The 18,188-nt window shown below is 68.5% G+C and carries 16 protein-coding genes; 14 read left to right on the forward strand and 2 right to left on the reverse strand.

Annotated elements, in window-relative coordinates; all coding sequences use genetic code 11:
- Positions 1-35 precede the first annotated feature (35 nt).
- Entirely contained in the window at positions 36-1,340 is a 1,305-nt protein-coding gene (locus tag OG975_RS28055; RefSeq protein ID WP_406332154.1) for a geranylgeranyl reductase family protein, read from the forward strand.
- A gap of 12 nt (positions 1,341-1,352) precedes the next feature.
- Here OG975_RS28055 and def read toward each other — a convergent pair whose 3' ends face one another.
- Positions 1,353-1,979 carry a peptide deformylase gene (def, locus tag OG975_RS28060; protein ID WP_406332155.1) on the reverse strand — a complete coding sequence of 209 codons (627 nt, stop codon included), beginning with the start codon at positions 1,977-1,979 and terminating at the stop codon, positions 1,353-1,355.
- 87 nt (positions 1,980-2,066) lie between these two features.
- On the opposite strand from def, the gene OG975_RS28065 reads away from it, so the two are divergent.
- On the forward strand, positions 2,067-3,875 hold the full coding sequence (locus OG975_RS28065) for an FAD-dependent oxidoreductase (RefSeq protein ID WP_406332157.1): 1,809 nt from the start codon (positions 2,067-2,069) through the stop codon (positions 3,873-3,875).
- Between the two features lie 96 nt (positions 3,876-3,971).
- Here the strand turns inward: OG975_RS28065 and OG975_RS28070 are convergent, their stop codons facing one another.
- Positions 3,972-4,802, reverse strand: coding sequence for a C40 family peptidase (locus tag OG975_RS28070; protein WP_327430847.1), 831 nt, complete (start codon positions 4,800-4,802; stop codon positions 3,972-3,974).
- Between the two features lie 713 nt (positions 4,803-5,515).
- On the opposite strand from OG975_RS28070, the gene OG975_RS28075 reads away from it, so the two are divergent.
- From OG975_RS28075 to nuoL, 12 genes are read left to right on the forward strand one after another with little or no spacing between them, the layout of a single operon-like run.
- Positions 5,516-5,875, forward strand: coding sequence for an NADH-quinone oxidoreductase subunit A (locus OG975_RS28075; RefSeq protein WP_007383963.1), 360 nt, complete (start codon positions 5,516-5,518; stop codon positions 5,873-5,875).
- 14 nt (positions 5,876-5,889) lie between these two features.
- On the forward strand, positions 5,890-6,444 hold the full coding sequence (locus tag OG975_RS28080; RefSeq protein ID WP_056552623.1) for an NADH-quinone oxidoreductase subunit B family protein: 555 nt from the start codon (positions 5,890-5,892) through the stop codon (positions 6,442-6,444).
- Positions 6,441-7,181 (forward strand): NADH-quinone oxidoreductase subunit C, encoded by a 741-nt coding sequence (locus OG975_RS28085; RefSeq protein ID WP_327430848.1) that lies wholly within the window; start codon positions 6,441-6,443, stop codon positions 7,179-7,181. The genes OG975_RS28080 and OG975_RS28085 overlap by 4 nt, the downstream gene beginning before the upstream one ends.
- Positions 7,178-8,521, forward strand: coding sequence for an NADH-quinone oxidoreductase subunit D (locus OG975_RS28090; RefSeq protein ID WP_330306608.1), 1,344 nt, complete (start codon positions 7,178-7,180; stop codon positions 8,519-8,521). The genes OG975_RS28085 and OG975_RS28090 overlap by 4 nt, the downstream gene beginning before the upstream one ends.
- 29 nt (positions 8,522-8,550) lie before the next feature.
- Positions 8,551-9,294: an NADH-quinone oxidoreductase subunit NuoE gene (gene nuoE / locus OG975_RS28095; protein ID WP_406336502.1), complete on the forward strand. Its 744-nt coding sequence runs from the start codon at positions 8,551-8,553 to the stop codon at positions 9,292-9,294.
- Positions 9,294-10,676 (forward strand): NADH-quinone oxidoreductase subunit NuoF, encoded by a 1,383-nt coding sequence (nuoF, locus tag OG975_RS28100; protein ID WP_406332159.1) that lies wholly within the window; start codon positions 9,294-9,296, stop codon positions 10,674-10,676. Before nuoE ends, nuoF begins: the two co-directional genes overlap by 1 nt.
- Positions 10,673-13,177 (forward strand): NADH-quinone oxidoreductase subunit G, encoded by a 2,505-nt coding sequence (locus tag OG975_RS28105; protein WP_406332160.1) that lies wholly within the window; start codon positions 10,673-10,675, stop codon positions 13,175-13,177. Before nuoF ends, OG975_RS28105 begins: the two co-directional genes overlap by 4 nt.
- On the forward strand, positions 13,174-14,547 hold the full coding sequence (gene nuoH, locus OG975_RS28110) for an NADH-quinone oxidoreductase subunit NuoH (RefSeq protein WP_406332161.1): 1,374 nt from the start codon (positions 13,174-13,176) through the stop codon (positions 14,545-14,547). Before OG975_RS28105 ends, nuoH begins: the two co-directional genes overlap by 4 nt.
- Positions 14,540-15,151, forward strand: a complete 612-nt coding sequence (nuoI, locus tag OG975_RS28115; RefSeq protein ID WP_406332163.1) for an NADH-quinone oxidoreductase subunit NuoI — start codon at positions 14,540-14,542, stop codon at positions 15,149-15,151. The genes nuoH and nuoI overlap by 8 nt, the downstream gene beginning before the upstream one ends.
- Positions 15,148-15,963, forward strand: coding sequence for an NADH-quinone oxidoreductase subunit J (locus tag OG975_RS28120; RefSeq protein ID WP_406332165.1), 816 nt, complete (start codon positions 15,148-15,150; stop codon positions 15,961-15,963). The genes nuoI and OG975_RS28120 overlap by 4 nt, the downstream gene beginning before the upstream one ends.
- Complete coding sequence (nuoK, locus tag OG975_RS28125; protein ID WP_018568277.1) at positions 15,960-16,259, forward strand: NADH-quinone oxidoreductase subunit NuoK; 300 nt, start codon at positions 15,960-15,962, stop codon at positions 16,257-16,259. The genes OG975_RS28120 and nuoK overlap by 4 nt, the downstream gene beginning before the upstream one ends.
- Positions 16,260-16,273: 14 nt before the next feature.
- Positions 16,274-18,187, forward strand: coding sequence for an NADH-quinone oxidoreductase subunit L (gene nuoL / locus OG975_RS28130; protein WP_406332167.1), 1,914 nt, complete (start codon positions 16,274-16,276; stop codon positions 18,185-18,187).
- The last annotated feature ends 1 nt before the right edge of the window (position 18,188 follow it).

Raw genomic sequence — 18,188 nt, forward strand, 5'->3', positions numbered from 1 at the left:
GGCACGTTGATTCCGAATCTTGGGGAGAACCCGCCGTGACCGAGCCCCAGCCCCTCTCCGAGAACACCGCCGATGTCATCGTCGTCGGGGCCGGACCAGCCGGTTCCACCACCGCGTACTACCTGGCCAAGGCCGGACTGGACGTCCTGCTCCTGGAGAAGACCGCTTTCCCGCGCGAGAAGGTGTGCGGTGACGGCCTGACCCCGCGCGCCACCAAGCAGCTCGTGTCGATGGGCATCGACATCTCGGAGGAGGCCGGCTGGCTCCGGAACAAGGGCCTGCGCATCATCGGCGGCGGCGTCCGACTCCAGCTGGACTGGCCGGATCTCGCCTCCTTCCCCGACTACGGCCTCGTACGCAAGCGGGACGACTTCGACGAGCAGCTGGCGCGGCAGGCGCAGAAGGCGGGCGCGCGGCTGTACGAGCGCTGCAACGTGGGCGCTCCGATCATCGACGACCGCACGGGCCGGATCACCGGCGTGCACGCCAAGATCGGTGACGCGGACTCCAAGGAGAAGCGCGAGGTCACCTTCCATGCCCCGCTGGTCGTCGCCGCCGACGGCAACTCCACCCGCCTCTCCCTGGCGATGGGCCTGCACCGCCGCGAGGACCGCCCGATGGGCGTCGCGGTCCGTACGTACTTCACCTCCCCGCGCCACGAGGACGACTACCTGGAGTCGTGGCTGGAGCTGTGGGACAAGCGGGGGCCGGGCGAGGACCGCCTGCTCCCCGGCTACGGCTGGATCTTCGGCATGGGCGACGGCACCTCGAACGTCGGCCTCGGTGTCCTCAACACCTCCGACTCCTTCAAGGAACTGGACTGGCGCGAGGTCCTGAAGGCGTGGTGCGCCTCGATGCCGGAGGACTGGGGCTACACCCCCGAGAACATGACCGGCCCGATCCGCGGCGCCGCCCTCCCGATGGCCTTCAACCGCCAACCGCACTACACCAAGGGCCTGTTGCTGGTCGGCGACGCCGGCGGCCTGGTGAACCCCTTCAACGGCGAGGGCATCGCCTACGCCATGGAGTCCGGCCAGATCGCCGCCGACGTCATCGTCCAGGCCCACGCGCGCGCCACCCCGGGCCAGCGGGAGCTGGCGTTGCAGCGCTACCCGCAGGTCCTCAAGGACACCTACGGCGGCTACTACACCCTCGGCCGCGCCTTCGTGAAGCTCATCGGCAACCCGAAGGTCATGAAGATCGCCACCCAGCGCGGCCTGTCGCACCCCCTGTTGATGAAGTTCACGCTGAAGATGCTCGCGAACCTGACGGACCCGACGGGCGGCGACGCGATGGACCGCATCATCAACGGCCTTTCGAAGGTGGCCCCGAAGGCGTGAGCCCCGCGCGGGCTACCGGCTGAGCTCCGCCTCCTTGTCGGCGCGGCGGGCGAACACCCGCTCGCGCCGGTCCGCCATCTGCCGCAGAGCGTCCCGCCGTTCGCGCTGGGAGAGCCGGTCCAGGTAGGTCTGGCCGTTGACGTGGTCGGTCTCGTGCTGGAGGCAGCGGGCGAAGTACCCCGTCCCCTCGATCACCAGGGCGTTCCCGTCCTGGTCGAAGCCGCGTACGACGGCGCGGTCCGGCCGGAGTACGTCCATGACGGCGCCCGGTACGGAAAGGCATCCCTCGCCCTCGTCGAGGAGGCGCCGGCCGGCCGGGTCGAGTGGGTCCAGGACCGGGTTGGCGATGTGCCCGACGTGCCGGACGCCGTCGTCGTCCGGGCAGTCGTACACGAAGAGCCTCAGATCGACACCGACCTGGTTCGCGGCGAGCCCCGCGCCGTCGGCGACATGCATGGTCAGGAACATGTCGGCGATGAGCGCGGCGAGATCGGGACCGAACTCGGTCACGTCCCGGCACGGCCGGTGCAGGACCTCCTCGCCCACCTCGGTGATCCGCCGCACCGATCCGTGCCGGGCCTCCGGCGAGAGTCGCGGATACGTGTCGACGGGCCTTCCCTGAACGAACACACGGGGCATCGCTGTCTCCTTCGGGTGTGAGGATGCTGTGGGTGGCCGGGTCGCGGCCTTCCGGCCTCCGGCGCCGCTCCCTACCCTCCCGTATTCATGACAACAGAACACGCGCAACAGCCTCAGGAGCAGACCGGCCACACCCGCAGACGCTTCTTGTCGGGGGCCGGTGGAGCGGTCGGTGCCGTCGCGTTATGGCCCGGCAGCGCGAGCGCCGCCTCCGGCAAGCGCGTCGCCGTGCTGGGCGGCGGCGTCTCCGGTCTCAGTGCCACCCATGAACTCGCCGAGCGGGGCTACGCGGTGACCGTCTACGAGTACTACGACGTCCTCGGCGGCAAGGCCCGCTCGATGGACGCGCCGGGGACGGCGGGCGGCGGACGCAAACCCCTCCCCGGCGAACACGGCTTCCGCTTCTTCCCCGGTTTCTACCGAAACCTCCCGGACACGATGCGCCGGATTCCCTTCCCCGGCAACGCGAACGGCGTCCACGACAACCTCCGCGGCGGCACCGAGGCCCTGTTCGCCCGCGCGGGCGGCCGCCCCGACCTGCACTTCCCCCTGCGGCGGGTGACGACCCCGCCCGCGCCCGGCGACCTCACCCCGTCGTGGATCCGCGACCAGCTCCTGTCCGTCCTCGACCTGGGCACCCGGCTGCCCGCCCACGAGGCCGCGTACTTCGCCGACCGTCTCCTCGTCCACCTCACCAGCTGCGACGCCCGCCGCGAGGACCAGTGGGAGAAGACCTCCTGGTGGGACTTCATCCGCGCCGAGGACATGAGCGAGGAGTACCGGACGCTCCTCGGCATCGGCCAGACCCGCAACCTCGTCGCCACCCGCGCCGAGGTGGCCTCCACCCGGACCGTCGGCCGCGTCATCATCGAGGCCCTGCTGCTATGGGGCCTCCTCGGCCGCGGCATGGACGGCGACGCCGACATCGACCGCGTGCTCAACGCCCCGACGAGTGAGGCGTGGATCGCCCCCTGGGAGACATATCTGCGCTCCCTGGGCGTCGAGTTCGTGACGCGTACGCAGGTGCGCGAGGTCCTGTACGCGGGCGGGCGTGTCACCGGCGTACGAGTATCGGCCCCCGACGGCAGCCAGGAACGTACGGTCACCGCCGACCACTACGTCTCCGCGCTCCCCGTCGAGCACGCCCGCGGCACCTGGGGCCCGGCCCTGCGCGCCGCCGACCCGCAGCTCGCCAAGTGCGACGCCCTGAAGACGGACTGGATGGTGGGCATCCAGTTCTATCTGCGCACGCCGACGCCGGTGGTGCACGGGCACATCAACTGCCTCGACTCACCCTGGTCGGTGACGGGCATCGGACAGGCTCAATTCTGGGACGTACGCGACTTTTCGGCCGACTACGGAGACGGCGCCGCCCACGACTGCCTCTCCGCGATCGTCTCGGAGTGGGACAAGCCCGGGATCCTGTACGGCAAGACGGCCCGTGAGTGCACCAAGGAGGAGATCGTCGCCGAGACCTGGGCGCAGCTCAAGGACGGCCTCAACGACTCCGGGAAGACCACGCTCACGGACGCCGACCGGCTCGGCTGGTTCATGGACCCGGCGGTGACGGGACTCGGCGGCCCGGACCCGCAGAACCGCGAGCCGCTCCTCATCCATCCGACGGGAACCCTCTACAACCGCCCCTCCGCCCGGACCGCGGTGCCGAACTTCTTCCTCGCCGGCGACTACGTGCGCACCGACGTGGACCTGGCGACCATGGAAGGCGCCAACGAGTCCGCGCGCCGGGCGGTCAACGCGCTGCTGGACGCGGACCATTCGGGCGCCGAGCGCTGTGAGATCCGGGAGCTGTACCGGCCGCCGGAGATGGAGCCGCTCAAGCGCGTGGACGAACTCCGCTACAAACTGGGCCTGCCCAACACATTCGACCTCGGATAGGGCGAATCGGAAGTGCTGAACGAGATGGGGTGAATGGGGTAGCCCGAAAGGGCCGCTGCCCGATGGGGGAGCGGCCCTCCGGAAGACACCCGCGGGTCAGAGAACGCGCACCGCGCCCGTGGCCGGGTAGCCCGAAAGGTCCTGAATCACCACACCCTTGGAGGGGTTGGCGGCGTCCAGGTACTGGCCGTTGCCGATGTACACACCCACGTGGTACGCCGAACCGGCCGAACCCCAGTACAGGATGTCGCCGACCTGGATGTTGGACAGGGAGACCGGCGTACCGGACGTCGACTGGTCCTGCGAGACGCGCGGCAGGTCGACGCCGACCTGCTTGAACGCGGCCTGCACGAGACCGGAGCAGTCCCACGCGTTGGGGCCGGTACCGCCCATGACGTAGGCGTCGCCGACCTGCGCCTTGAGGAAGGCGATGACGGTCGCGACACTGCCGCTGGCGGGGGCCGAGACGCTCGTGGACGCGGAGGCGGACAGGGTGGTCCGCGCGGAGGAACGCGAGACGGCCTCGGCGGCGGCGGCCTTGCGCGCGGCCTCGGCCGCCTTCTTCTTGGCCTCCGCCTTCTCCTTGGCGTCCGCGAGGTCGGCCTTGGCCTGCTTGGCGGCCTTCGCGGCGGCCGCGTCACGCTCCGCCTGCAGCTCGTAGTTCGCCGCGGCCTGCTGTGTGGCGTCCGCGGACTGCGCGACCTGGGCGGCCAGGTCGGCCGTCAGGGCGGGCAGTTCGAGGGTCTGCGTCGTGGACTCGGCGGCGTTCGCCGAACCGGACGCACCAGCCACTGCCAGGGTGCTGAGAACGCCACCGGCAACTCCGGCGCGCATCGCGAGCGACGACGCGTTGCGGCGGGGCTTCCGGTGGCTGCGTATGTGAGCGGTGTGGGACATGAGTACAAGCGGTACCAGGGGGTCCTCCATACCTTCAAGAAACGTGTGCTGCGCCACAGTTGTTCAATCCACGGCCGAATTCATCGCGCGTCACTCTTTATTGACGCCGTAACGGGCATTGCGGACACGGCCCATCAAGCCCGTGATCAAGGCCTTTCCGTATTACGTCCGAATTGCCCGTCGCCTACCACCGGTTGAAGCGGATGGCCAAGCCCGGCTTATCTGACTCATAGGGAGATGTGGCGCAGGTCACGGAACGGCCACCGCGGCGGTGGCGTCTCGCGCGGGAGTCCCGGCCGCCTCCGCTCGTGAACGCGTGCACGCGTCCACACCCGACCGCGCAGCTCCCTCTGAAGTGTGAACGCGCTCCTCTATCAAGGCTCCGCGTCCATCACCAATTTGCATGCAGGGGAACTCTCTTGATATGGAGACGCCGCCTTGGACCTGCGGTGACGAGCGGAAATGTCACCTCTGGTGATCACCCGGACGCTTCGCGTATGAAGATCACTGCTCATCCGACTTCATGATCGTTCGTCAGGTGGTGGAGATCACAAAGCTTGTGTAATACCCCGTGTCGCAGATCACAGGACGCCGGGCATAAGATGCGAGGCAGTTGGGCTTGTGACCTGCTTCACATGTTCGCGATCTTCGCCGGGACGGGTGTGGTTCGTGGGGCTGGTGAGGCAGAAGTGCTTGCCCGCCGAACCGCCACCAGTCAGTGCCGACTGAGAGGAGCGAGGAGCGTGAACGCGTATGCGCCGATCCTCGTACTGGGAGCCCTCGGGGCAGGCTTTGCGATCTTCTCCGTGGTCATGGCCACGCTGATCGGTCCGAAGCGGTACAACCGCGCCAAGCTCGAAGCGTACGAGTGCGGTATCGAGCCGACCCCCACGCCGGCCGGCGGCGGGCGGTTCCCCATCAAGTACTACCTGACGGCGATGCTCTTCATCGTCTTCGACATCGAGATCGTCTTCCTCTACCCCTGGGCCGTCACCTTCGACGCCCTGGGTGTTTTCGGGCTCGTGGAGATGTTGCTCTTCGTGCTCACCGTCTTCGTCGCGTACGCGTACGTATGGCGGCGCGGCGGCCTGGAATGGGACTGAGGGGCCTTTAAGACATGGGACTCGAAGAAAAGCTGCCGAGCGGATTCCTGCTGACCACCGTCGAGCAGGCCGCGGGCTGGGTGCGCAAGGCGTCCGTCTTCCCCGCCACGTTCGGACTCGCCTGCTGCGCCATCGAGATGATGACGACCGGCGCGGGGCGCTACGACCTGGCGCGCTTCGGTATGGAGGTCTTCCGCGGATCGCCGCGCCAGGCGGACCTGATGATCGTGGCCGGCCGGGTCAGCCAGAAGATGGCGCCGGTGCTGCGGCAGGTCTATGACCAGATGCCCAACCCCAAGTGGGTGATCTCCATGGGGGTTTGCGCCTCATCAGGTGGAATGTTCAACAACTACGCCATTGTGCAGGGAGTCGACCACATCGTCCCGGTCGACATCTATTTGCCCGGCTGTCCGCCGCGGCCCGAGATGCTGCTGGACGCGATCCTCAAGCTCCACCAGAAGATCCAGACCTCCAAGCTCGGCGTGAACGCCGAGGAGGCGGCCCGCGAGGCGGAGGAAGCGGCGCTCAAGGCGCTTCCCACCATCGAGATGAAGGGCCTGCTGCGGTGAGCGACGCGAACAGCAACGGGGTCAACCCCGAGAAGGACCTCGGCGCCTCGAACCTCCCCGGCCAGCGCGGCGACGGCGGCGAGGAGATCCGCGTCCAGCGCGGCATGTTCGGCGCCAACAACGGCGGCGACACCTCCGGCTATGGCGGCCTGGTCCGCTCCGTCCGGCTCCCCGGCCCGGCCACCCGCCCCTACGGCGGCTGGTTCGACGAGGTCGCCGACGAACTGGAAGGCGCCCTGGAGGAACAGGGACTCGTCCCCGAGAACGCCATCGAGAAGACGATCGTCGACCGCGACGAGCTCACCTTCCACATCGAACGCGAGTACCTGGTCCGCGTCGCCCAGACCCTGCGCGACGACCCGGCCCTCCGCTTCGAACTGTGCACGGGCGTGAGCGGAGTGCACTACCTCAGCGACAAGGGCCGCGAACTGCACGCCGTCTACCACCTGCGCTCGATCACCCACAACCGGCTGATCCGCCTGGAGGTCAGCGCCCCCGACGCCGACCCGCACATCCCCTCGCTCGTCTCCGTCTATCCCACGAACGACTGGCACGAGCGCGAGACGTACGACTTCTTCGGGCTGATCTTCGACGGTCACCCGGCGCTGACGCGGATCATGATGCCGGACGACTGGCAGGGCTTCCCGCAGCGCAAGGACTACCCCCTCGGTGGCATCCCCATCGAGTACAAGGGCGCCCAGATCCCGGCTCCGGACCAGCGGAGGTCGTACTCATGAGCACACAGACCCCTTCTTCCGCGGCATCACCCGCTTCGGGCCGCGAGACGACCGAGGGCACCGTATATACGGTCACCGGCGGCGACTGGGACGAGATCGCCCAGTCCGCGGCGAAGTCCGACGATGAGCGCATCATCGTCAACATGGGGCCGCAGCATCCGTCCACGCACGGCGTGCTCCGGCTCATCCTGGAGATCGACGGCGAGACGGTCACCGAGGCCCGCTGCGGCATCGGCTACCTCCACACCGGCATCGAGAAGAACCTCGAATACCGCACGTGGACCCAGGGCACCACGTACGTGACGCGCATGGACTACCTGACGCCGTTCTTCAACGAGACGGCGTACTGCCTCGCCGTCGAGAAACTCCTCGGCATCACGGACCAGATCCCCGACCGCGCCACGATCATCCGCGTGCTCCTGATGGAGCTGAACCGGCTCTCCTCCCACCTGGTGTGCATCGCCACCGGCGGCATGGAGCTGGGCGCCACCACGATCATGATCTACGGCTTCCGTGATCGTGAACTCATTCTCGACATCTACGAGCTGATCACCGGCCTGCGGATGAACCACGCGTTCATCCGCCCCGGCGGACTCGCCCAGGACCTGCCCCCGGGCGCGGTGGACCAGATCCGTGAGTTCGTGAAGAAGATGAACAAGAACCTTCCCGAGTACGACAAGCTCGCCACCGGGAACCCCATCTTCAAGGCCCGTATGCAGGACGTCGGCTACCTGGACCTGGCCGGCTGCATGGCCCTCGGCGCCACCGGCCCGATCCTCCGCTCGGCCGGCCTGCCGCACGACCTGCGCAAGTCGCAGCCGTACTGCGGCTACGAGACGTACGACTTCGACGTCCCGACCGCCGACACCTGCGACTCCTACGGGCGCTTCCTGATCCGGCTGGAGGAGATGCGCCAGTCGCTGCGGATCGTCGAGCAGTGCCTGGACCGGCTGCAGCCCGGCCCGGTCATGGTCGCCGACAAGAAGATCGCCTGGCCCGCCCAGCTCGCGCTCGGCCCCGACGGTCTCGGTAACTCCCTCGATCACATCAAGAAGATCATGGGCACCTCCATGGAGGCCCTGATCCACCACTTCAAGCTGGTGACCGAGGGCTTCCGCGTCCCGCCGGGACAGGCGTACGCGGCGATCGAGTCACCCAAGGGCGAACTCGGGGTGCACGTCGTTTCCGACGGAGGCACCCGCCCCTACCGGGTCCACTACCGTGACCCGTCCTTCACCAACCTGCAGGCCATGGCGGCGATGTGCGAGGGCGGCCAGGTCGCCGATGTCATCGTCGCCGTCGCGTCCATCGACCCTGTGATGGGAGGCGTCGACCGGTGACCACCACCCCCGAGGGCGTCAGCCTGGGCATGCCCCAACTGCCCGCGCCCGACTACCCGGACGACGTTCGAGCCCGGCTCGAAGCGGACGCGCGCGAGATCATCGCCCGCTACCCGGACTCCCGCTCGGCGCTCCTTCCGTTGCTGCACCTCGTGCAGTCGGAGGAGGGCCACGTCACGCGCACGGGCATGCGGTTCTGTGCGGACGTGCTGCGTCTGACCACGGCCGAGGTCACCGCGGTCGCGACCTTCTACTCGATGTACCGGCGCAAGCCGAGTGGTGACTACCAGGTGGGTGTCTGCACCAACACGCTGTGCGCGGTCATGGGCGGCGACGCGATCTTCGAGGCCCTCCAGGACCACCTGGGCGTCGGCAACGGCGAGACCACCGGCGACGGCAAGGTCACCCTGGAGCACATCGAGTGCAACGCGGCCTGCGACTTCGCGCCGGTCGTGATGGTCAACTGGGAGTTCTTCGACAACCAGACCGTGGACTCCGCCAAGCGCCTCGTCGACGAGCTGCGCGCGGGAGCCCAGGTCGAACCCACTCGCGGCGCCCCCATGTGCACCTTCAAGGACACCGCCCGGATCCTGGCGGGCTTCCCCGACGAGCGCGAGGGCGCCGTGGAGGCCGGTGGCAGCGCGGGCCCGGCATCACTGATCGGGCTGCGCCTGGCCAAGGGCGAGACGCAGCCTGCGCGCGTAGTACATCCGCGTGGTGAGGGTCCTCAGGACGAGCGGCCTGCCGGCCCGGCAGCAGAGGAGGGGGAGTGATGACCTTGGCACCCGAGAATGGGGGCACCGCCCGCGTGAGCGAATTCGAGCGCGGGGGAGAGACCAGCCCCGAGAAGCTGCTCGCACCCGTGCTGTCGGCCTTCTGGGACGAGGAGAAGTCCTGGACGCTCGACGTCTACCGAAGGCACGAGGGGTACGAGGGACTGCGCAAGGCGCTCGCGATGTCGCCCGACGACGTGATCGCGTACGTCAAGGACTCCGGGCTGCGCGGCCGAGGTGGTGCGGGATTCCCGACTGGAATGAAGTGGCAGTTCATTCCTCAGGGTGATGGCAAACCTCACTATCTAGTTGTCAACGCCGACGAATCGGAGCCGGGAACCTGCAAGGACATCCCGCTCCTCTTCGCGAACCCGCATAGCCTCATCGAGGGCATTGTGATCGCGTGTTATGCCATCCGGTCTTCGCATGCCTTCATCTATCTGCGCGGTGAAGTGGTCCCCGTATTGCGGCGGTTGCACGAGGCCGTGCGTGAGGCCTACGCGGCGGGCTACCTCGGCGAGAACATCCTGGGCAGCGGACTCGATCTCCAACTCACCGTGCACGCGGGCGCGGGCGCGTACATCTGCGGTGAGGAGACCGCGCTGCTCGACTCGCTCGAAGGCCGCCGTGGTCAACCGCGGCTTCGTCCCCCTTTCCCTGCCGTCGCGGGCCTCTACGCGTGCCCGACTGTGGTGAATAACGTCGAATCGATCGCGTCAGTTCCCGCAATTCTCCACAAAGGCAAGGAATGGTTCAGGTCGATGGGGAGCGAGAAGTCTCCTGGCTTCACGCTCTACTCGCTCAGCGGCCACGTCACCAATCCCGGCCAGTACGAAGCCCCGCTCGGCATCACCCTCCGTCAGCTCCTCGACATGAGCGGCGGGATGAGGCCCGGCCACCGGCTGAAGTTCTGGACACCGGGCGGCTCCTCGACCCCGATGTTCACCGACGAGCACCTCGACGTCCCTCTTGATTACGAAGGAGTGGGTGCCGCGGGTTCCATGCTCGGCACCAAAGCGCTCCAGTGCTTCGACGAGACGACGTGCGTCGTCCGCGCCGTCACCCGCTGGACCGAGTTCTACGCCCACGAGTCCTGCGGCAAGTGCACGCCGTGCCGCGAAGGAACGTACTGGCTCGTGCAGTTGCTGCGCGACATCGAGGCCGGCAAGGGCGTCATGTCCGACCTCGACAAGCTGAACGACATCGCCGACAACATCAACGGCAAGTCGTTCTGCGCCCTCGGCGACGGCGCCGCCTCGCCGATCTTCTCCTCGCTCAAGTACTTCCGCGAGGAGTACGAGCAGCACATCACGGGCCGCGGCTGCCCCTTTGACCCGGCCAAGTCCACGGCTTGGGCCGATCGCACGGAGGTGAACGCATGACAGTGACCACCAGCGCTCCCTCCGGAGGCGGGGAGGCGGCGGTCCCGCGGGAAGATCTCGTCTCGCTGACGATCGACGGCGTGGAGATCAGCGTGCCCAAGGGCACCCTGGTCATCCGGGCCGCCGAACAACTCGGCATCGAGATCCCACGGTTCTGCGACCATCCGCTGCTCGACCCGGCCGGCGCCTGCCGCCAGTGCATCGTCGAGGTCGAGGGCCAGCGCAAGCCCATGGCGTCCTGCACGATCACCTGTACGGACGGGATGGTCGTCAAGACCCACCTCACCTCGCCCGCCGCCGAAAAGGCCCAGAAGGGTGTGATGGAGCTCCTGCTCATCAACCACCCGCTGGACTGCCCGGTCTGCGACAAGGGCGGCGAGTGCCCGCTGCAGAACCAGGCCATGTCGCACGGCCACTCCGAGTCCCGCTTCGAGGGCAGGAAGCGGACGTACGAGAAGCCGGTCCCGATCTCCACCCAGGTGCTGCTCGACCGCGAACGGTGCGTGCTGTGCGCCCGCTGCACCCGGTTCTCCAACCAGATCGCCGGCGACCCGATGATCGAGCTGGTCGAGCGGGGCGCGCTCCAGCAGGTCGGCACCGGCGAGGGCGACCCCTTCGAGTCGTACTTCTCCGGGAACACCATCCAGATCTGCCCGGTGGGTGCGCTGACGTCGGCGGCGTATCGCTTCCGCTCGCGCCCCTTCGACCTCATCTCCTCGCACTCCGTGTGCGAACACTGCTCCGGCGGCTGCGCCACCCGCACCGACCACCGGCGCGGCAAGGTCATGCGCCGCCTCGCGTCCCCCGACCCGGAGGTCAACGAGGAGTGGCTCTGCGACAAGGGGCGGTTCGGGTTCCGCTACGCGCAGCAGCGGGACCGCCTGGACACGCCTCTCGTCCGCAACGCCGACGGTGTCCTTGAACCCGCCTCCTGGCCGGAGGCGCTCGAAGCGGCGGCCGAAGGGCTGCTGGCGGCTCGCGGCAGGACCGGCGTCCTGACCGGTGGCCGGCTCACCGTCGAAGACGCCTACGCCTACAGCAAGTTCGCGCGCGTGGCCCTCGACACGAACGACATCGACTTCCGCGCGCGCGTGCACAGCGCCGAGGAGGCCGACTTCCTGGCCGCCCGGGTCGCCGGACGCGGTCGGGACCTCGACGGTACGGGCGTCATGTACACCTCTCTGGAGAAGGCGCCCGCCGTTCTGCTCGTCGGGTTCGAGTCCGAGGAGGAGGCCCCCGGCGTCTTCCTGCGGCTGCGCAAGGCGTGGCGGGGGCACGGGCAGAAGACCTTCTCGCTCGCCACGTACGCGACGCGCGGCCTGGAGAAGGCGGGCGGCACGCTGCTGCCCGCCGCGCCCGGCACCGAGACCGAGTGGCTGGACGCCCTCGCGAGCGGCGTCGGCCTGGAGGGCGACGGCGCCAAAGCCTCCGAGGCCCTGCGCGCCGAAGGCGCCGTGATCGTCGTGGGCGAGCGCCTGGCCGCGGTGGCGGGCGGGCTCACCGCCGCCGTACGGGCCGCGTCCGCGACCGGCGCCCACCTGGTGTGGATTCCGCGCCGGGCCGGGGAGCGCGGCGCGATCGAGGCGGGCGCGCTGCCGTCGCTGCTGCCGGGCGGACGTCCGGCCACCGACCCGCGCGCGCGGGACGAGGTCGCGGCCGCCTGGGGCGTCTCCGAACTCCCGCACCGCTACGGACGCGACACCGGCCAGATCGTCGAGGCCGCCGCCGGGGGCGAACTGCGGGCCCTGCTGGTCGCCGGCGTGGAGATCGCCGACCTTCCGGACCCGGCACGCGCGCGTACGGCACTGTCCGAAGTGGGCTTCCTGGTGTCGCTCGAACTGCGCCCCGGCGAGGTCACCGAGCACGCCGACGTCGTCCTTCCGGTCGCCGCGGTCGCCGAGAAGCCGGGCACCTTCCTCAACTGGGAAGGCCGGGTCCGTCTTTTCGAGGCGGCACTCAAGCCGGACCAGATGACCCGTCGCCTGGCGCCCACCGACGCGCGCGTCCTGCAGATGCTGGCCGACGCCATGGACGTACACCTGGGTCTGCCGGATCTGCGCACTGCGCGCGGGGAGCTGGACCGGCTCGGTTCCTGGGACGGACCGCGGGCCACCGAACCCCTGGAGGTGTCAGCCCAGTTGCCGCGTCCGGCCGCCGGAGAGGCCGTACTGGCAGGGCACCGGATGCTGCTCGACCAGGGCCGCCTCCAGGAGGGCGACGACGCGCTCGCCGGGACCCGGCACGCCGCACGCGCGCGTGTGTCGGCCGCCACCGCCGCCGAGGCCGGCGTCAAGAACGGCGACGTCCTCGCCGTGACCGGCCCCTCCGGAGTGGTCGAACTCCCGCTGGAGATCACCGAGATGCCCGACCGCGTGGTCTGGCTCCCGCTGAACTCCACCGGAGGGGGCGTCGCCTCCGACACCGGGGCGCTGCCCGGCGCACTCGTCCGCATCGGCCCGGCGACCCTCGCCGCCGAGGCCCCCAAGGAGGTGGAGGCATGAGCCCGTACCTCGCCGCTGAAGACCTCTCCATGTTCGGCCGCGACCCCTGGTGGCTGGTCGTCATCAAGGCGGTCTTCTGCTTCGCCTTCCTGATGGTGACCGTGCTGTTCTCCATCGTGTGGGAGCGCAAGGTCGTCGCCTGGATGCAGCTGCGCATCGGCCCCAACCGGCACGGCCCCTGGGGGATGCTCCAGTCGCTCGCCGACGGCGTCAAACTGATGCTCAAGGAAGACGTCATCGTCAAACGCGCGGACAAGGTGGTCTACGTCCTCGCGCCGATCGTCGCGGCCATCCCGGCCTTCATGGCGATCGCGGTGATCCCCTTCGGGCCCGCCGACAACGAGATCTCGATCTTCGGGCAGCGCACCACGATGCAGCTCACCGACCTGCCGATCGCGATGCTCTACATCCTCGCGGTCGCCTCGGTGGGAATCTACGGGATCGTGCTGGCGGGCTGGAGTTCCGGCTCCACCTATCCGCTGCTGGGCGGCCTGCGGTCCTGCGCGCAGATGATCTCGTACGAGATCGCCATGGGCGCCGCCTTCGCCTCGGTGTTCCTCTACTCCGGGTCGATGTCGACCTCGACGATCGTCGAGCAGCAGCACGACCGCTGGTACATCATCCTGCTGCCGGTCTCCTTCGTGATCTACATCATCACGATGGTCGGCGAGACCAACCGCGCCCCCTTCGACATGCCGGAGTCCGAGGGCGACCTGGTCGGCGGCTTCAACACCGAGTACTCGTCCATCAAGTTCGCGCTGTTCATGCTCGCCGAGTACGTGAACATGGTGACGGTCTCGGCCGTGTCGACCACGCTCTTCCTGGGCGGCTGGCGGGCCCCCTGGCCGATCAGCACCTTCTGGGAGGGCGCCAACCACGGCTGGTGGCCGATGGCCTGGTTCGTGCTGAAGGTGCAGCTGCTGCTGTTCTTCTTCATCTGGCTGCGCGGCACGCTCCCGCGCGTCCGCTACGACCAGCTGATGAAGCTCGGCTGGAAGGTCCTCATCCCGGTCTCCGTGGTCTGGCTGATGCTCGTCGCGACCGTACGGACGCTGCGGAACGAGAACTACGACTTCGCGGACATCGCCCTGTACGTCGGTGGAGGCGTCCTCGTCCTGCTGCTGCTCTCGTTCGCCGCGGACATCTTCCGCGACAAGCAGGGTGCTCAGGAGGCGCCCGCCGAACCCGCCGCCTTCGACCCGATGGCCGGTGGATTCCCGGTACCGCCGCTGCCGGGACAGGAGCTGCCGCCGGTGCCGCGGCGCCGCCCGCGCCGCGAGCGGGAGCTGATTGTCAGTGGTGGGTCCGATACTGCGAGTGACGGATCAATTGGCGGATCTCGTGACGGAAAGGAGGGGTCCGATGGCTGAGGAGCCGAAGGAGACCGGGCAGACGAAGCCTGGCTTCCAGAACCCCGTCGCCGGCTTCGGCGTGACCTTCAAGGCCATGTTCAAGAAGCGGCTGACCGAGCAGTACCCGGAGCAGCAGAAGACCACGGCCCCGCGGTTCCACGGCCGGCACCAGCTCAACCGCCACCCGGACGGTCTGGAGAAGTGCGTCGGCTGCGAGCTGTGCGCCTGGGCCTGTCCGGCGGACGCCATCTATGTGGAGGGCGCGGACAACACCGACGAGGAGCGCTACTCGCCGGGCGAGCGGTACGGCCGCGTCTACCAGATCAACTACGCCCGCTGCATTCTGTGCGGCCTGTGCATCGAGGCGTGCCCCACACGCGCGTTGACGATGACGAACGAGTTCGAGCTGGCCGACTCGAGCCGCGCCAACCTCATCTACACCAAGGAGCAGCTGCTCGCCGGTCTCGACGAGGGCATGGTCGACACACCGCACTCGATCTTCCCCGGCACGGACGAGCAGGACTACTACCGGGGCCTGGTGACCGAGGCGGCACCCGGCACGGTGCGCCAAGTCGCTGTCTCCAAGGGCGAGCAGCCCGCTGGAGAGGAGGTGGAGGCATGAGCAATCTGGCCGCCTACTCCACCTCCACCGGAGAGGCCTTCCAGTTCTGGGTCCTCGGCACCGTCGCCGTGATCGGCGCCCTGTGCACCGTCTTCATGAAGAAGGCCGTGCACAGCGCCCTGTGCCTCGCCGGGACCATGATCGTCCTGGCGGTGTTCTACCTCGCCAACGGCGCGTACTTCCTGGGCATCGTGCAGATCGTCGTCTACACCGGCGCGATCATGATGCTGTTCCTGTTCGTGGTCATGCTCGTCGGTGTCACCGCGGCGGACTCCCTGAAGGAGACCATCAAGGGCCAGCGCTGGCTGGCCCTGGCGTGCGGCCTCGGCTTCGGCGTCCTGCTGATCGCAGGCATCGGCAACGCGTCCATCAAGGACTTCAACGGCCTGGGCAAGGCGAACGCGAACGGCAATGTGGAGGGCCTCGCCGCCCTCATCTTCACGAAGTACGTGTTCGCCTTCGAAATCACCGGCGCCCTGCTCATCACGGCCGCCGTCGGCGCCATGGTGCTCACGCACCGCGAGCGCACCGAGCGCGCCAAGACCCAGCGTGAGCTGTCCGAGCAGCGCGTACGGGAGGGCAAGCACGTACCGCCGCTCCCGGCGCCCGGTGTCTACGCCCGGCACAACGCGGTGGACATCGCGGGCCTCCTCCCGGACGGCACCCCGTCCGAGCTGACCGTCAACAAGACGCTGCGGGAGCGCGGCCAGATCCGGGACGTGTCCTCCGAGGCGCTGAGCGATCTGAAGGCCCTGGAGCAGCGCGCCGAGGAGCGCTTGGAGCGCACGAAGACGGAGGAGGCGTCCAAGTGAACCCGGTCAACTACCTCTATCTCGCCGCCCTGCTGTTCACGATCGGTGCCACCGGCGTACTGATCAGGCGGAACGCGATCGTGGTGTTCATGTGCGTCGAGCTCATGCTCAACGCCTGCAACCTCGCGTTCGTGGTCTTCTCCCGTATGCACGGCAATCTCGACGGCCAGATCATCGCCTTCTTCACGATGGTCGTCGCCGCCGCGGAGGTCGTGGTCGGGCTCGCGATCATCGTGTCGCTGTTCCGTTCCCGCCACTCGGCCTCGGTCGACGACGCCAGCCTGATGAAGCTGTAAGGGGTCGCTGAATCGTGGAGAACCTGATTGCGCTGCTGGTAGCGGCGCCTCTGCTCGGAGCGGCCGTACTGCTGTGCGGCGGAAGGCGGCTTGATGCCGTCGGCCACTGGATCGGTACCGCGCTCGCGGCCACCTCCTTCGTGATCGGCGTCGTGCTCTTCGCCGACATGCTGGGGAAGAGCGCCGGGGAACGGACCCTGACGCAGCACCTGTACAGCTGGATCGCCGTCGGAAACTTCCGGGCGGACGTCGGCTTCCAGCTCGACCAGCTGTCGATGACCTTCGTCCTGCTGATCACCGGCGTCGGCTCGCTGATCCACCTGTACTCGGTCGGGTACATGGAGCACGACGAGCGCAAGCGCCGCTTCTTCGGCTATCTGAACCTGTTCCTCGCGGCGATGCTGCTCCTCGTCCTCGCCGACAACTACCTGCTGCTGTACGTCGGCTGGGAGGGCGTGGGCCTCGCCTCGTACCTGCTCATCGGCTTCTGGCAGCACAAGCCCAGCGCCGCCACCGCCGCGAAGAAGGCCTTCCTGGTCAACCGCGTCGGCGACATGGGCCTGTCCATCGCCATCATGCTGATGTTCACGACCTTCGGGACCTTCGCCTTCGGGCCGGTGCTCGGCACCGAGGAGCACCCGGGGCTGGTCGGAGACGCCACCGAGGGCAAGCTGACCGCCGTCGGCCTGATGCTGCTGCTCGCCGCCTGCGGCAAGTCCGCCCAGGTGCCGCTGCAGTCCTGGCTCGGGGACGCGATGGAGGGCCCGACCCCGGTCTCGGCCCTCATCCACGCCGCGACCATGGTGACCGCGGGTGTGTACCTGATCGTCCGCTCGGGCGCGATCTTCAACGCGGCGCCCGACGCGCAGCTCGTCGTCACCGTGGTCGGCGCCGTCACGCTCCTCTTCGGTGCGATCGTCGGTTGCGCGAAGGACGACATCAAGAAGGCGCTCGCCGGCTCGACCATGTCGCAGATCGGCTACATGGTGCTGGCCGCGGGCCTCGGCCCCATCGGCTACGTCTGGGCGATCATGCACCTGGTGACGCACGGCTTCTTCAAGGCCGGGCTCTTCCTCGGCGCCGGTTCGGTCATGCACGGCATGAACGACGAAGTCGACATGCGGAAGTACGGCGGCCTTCGGAAGTACATGCCGATCACCTTCGTCACCTTCGGCCTCGGCTACCTCGCCATCATCGGCTTCCCGTACCTGTCCGGCTTCTTCTCCAAGGACAAGATCATCGAAGCGGCCTTCGCCAAGGGCGGCACCGAGGGCTGGATCCTCGGCGGCGCGGCCCTGCTGGGCGCGGCCATCACGGCGTACTACATGACCCGCGTGATGATCATGACCTTCTTCGGCGAGAAGCGCTGGCAGCCGGACGCGGAGGGCCATGAGCCGCACCCGCACGAGTCCCCGAGGTCCATGACGATCCCCATGATCGTGCTGGCCTTCGGGTCGGTCTTCGCGGGCGGTTTCTTCAGCATCGGCGACCGCTTCCTGAACTGGCTGGAGCCGGTCACCGGGCACTCGGAGGGCGACTCGCCCGTCAGTGCCCTCACGGTCACGCTGGCCACCATGGCGCTGCTCGTCGTCGGCGCCGGAATCGCGTACGCCCAGTACGGGCGCAGTCCCGTCCCGGTCGTCGCCCCGCGCGGCTCCCTGCTCACCCGGGCCGCCCGGCGCGACCTGCTCCAGGACGACTTCAACCACGTCGTGCTGGTGCGCGGCGGTGAGCACCTCACGCGCTCCCTGGTGTACGTCGACCACACCCTGGTCGACGGGGTCGTCAACGGGACGGCGGCCTCGATGGGCGGCCTCTCCGGGCGGCTGCGCAAGCTGCAGAACGGCTATGCGCGCAGTTACGCGGTCTCGATGTTCGGCGGTGTGGCGATCCTCATCGCCGCGACCCTGCTGATGAGGGCGGTCTGAT

Source organism: Streptomyces sp. NBC_00203 (genome assembly GCF_045206325.1).
Classification (GTDB): domain Bacteria; phylum Actinomycetota; class Actinomycetes; order Streptomycetales; family Streptomycetaceae; genus Streptomyces; species Streptomyces lutosisoli.

Excerpts from the sequence above, each read along its gene's own strand:
- def (WP_406332155.1), bottom strand. The coding sequence starts at position 1,979 with ATGCCCCGTGTGTTCGTTCAGGGAAGGCCCGTCGACACGTATCCGCGA.
- OG975_RS28065 (WP_406332157.1), top strand. The coding sequence starts at position 2,067 with ATGACAACAGAACACGCGCAACAGCCTCAGGAGCAGACCGGCCACACC.
- OG975_RS28070 (WP_327430847.1), bottom strand. The coding sequence starts at position 4,802 with ATGGAGGACCCCCTGGTACCGCTTGTACTCATGTCCCACACCGCTCAC.
- OG975_RS28080 (WP_056552623.1), top strand. The coding sequence starts at position 5,890 with ATGGGACTCGAAGAAAAGCTGCCGAGCGGATTCCTGCTGACCACCGTC.
- OG975_RS28090 (WP_330306608.1), top strand. The coding sequence starts at position 7,178 with ATGAGCACACAGACCCCTTCTTCCGCGGCATCACCCGCTTCGGGCCGC.
- nuoE (WP_406336502.1), top strand. The coding sequence starts at position 8,551 with ATGCCCCAACTGCCCGCGCCCGACTACCCGGACGACGTTCGAGCCCGG.
- nuoF (WP_406332159.1), top strand. The coding sequence starts at position 9,294 with ATGACCTTGGCACCCGAGAATGGGGGCACCGCCCGCGTGAGCGAATTC.
- OG975_RS28105 (WP_406332160.1), top strand. The coding sequence starts at position 10,673 with ATGACAGTGACCACCAGCGCTCCCTCCGGAGGCGGGGAGGCGGCGGTC.
- nuoH (WP_406332161.1), top strand. The coding sequence starts at position 13,174 with ATGAGCCCGTACCTCGCCGCTGAAGACCTCTCCATGTTCGGCCGCGAC.
- nuoI (WP_406332163.1), top strand. The coding sequence starts at position 14,540 with ATGGCTGAGGAGCCGAAGGAGACCGGGCAGACGAAGCCTGGCTTCCAG.
- OG975_RS28120 (WP_406332165.1), top strand. The coding sequence starts at position 15,148 with ATGAGCAATCTGGCCGCCTACTCCACCTCCACCGGAGAGGCCTTCCAG.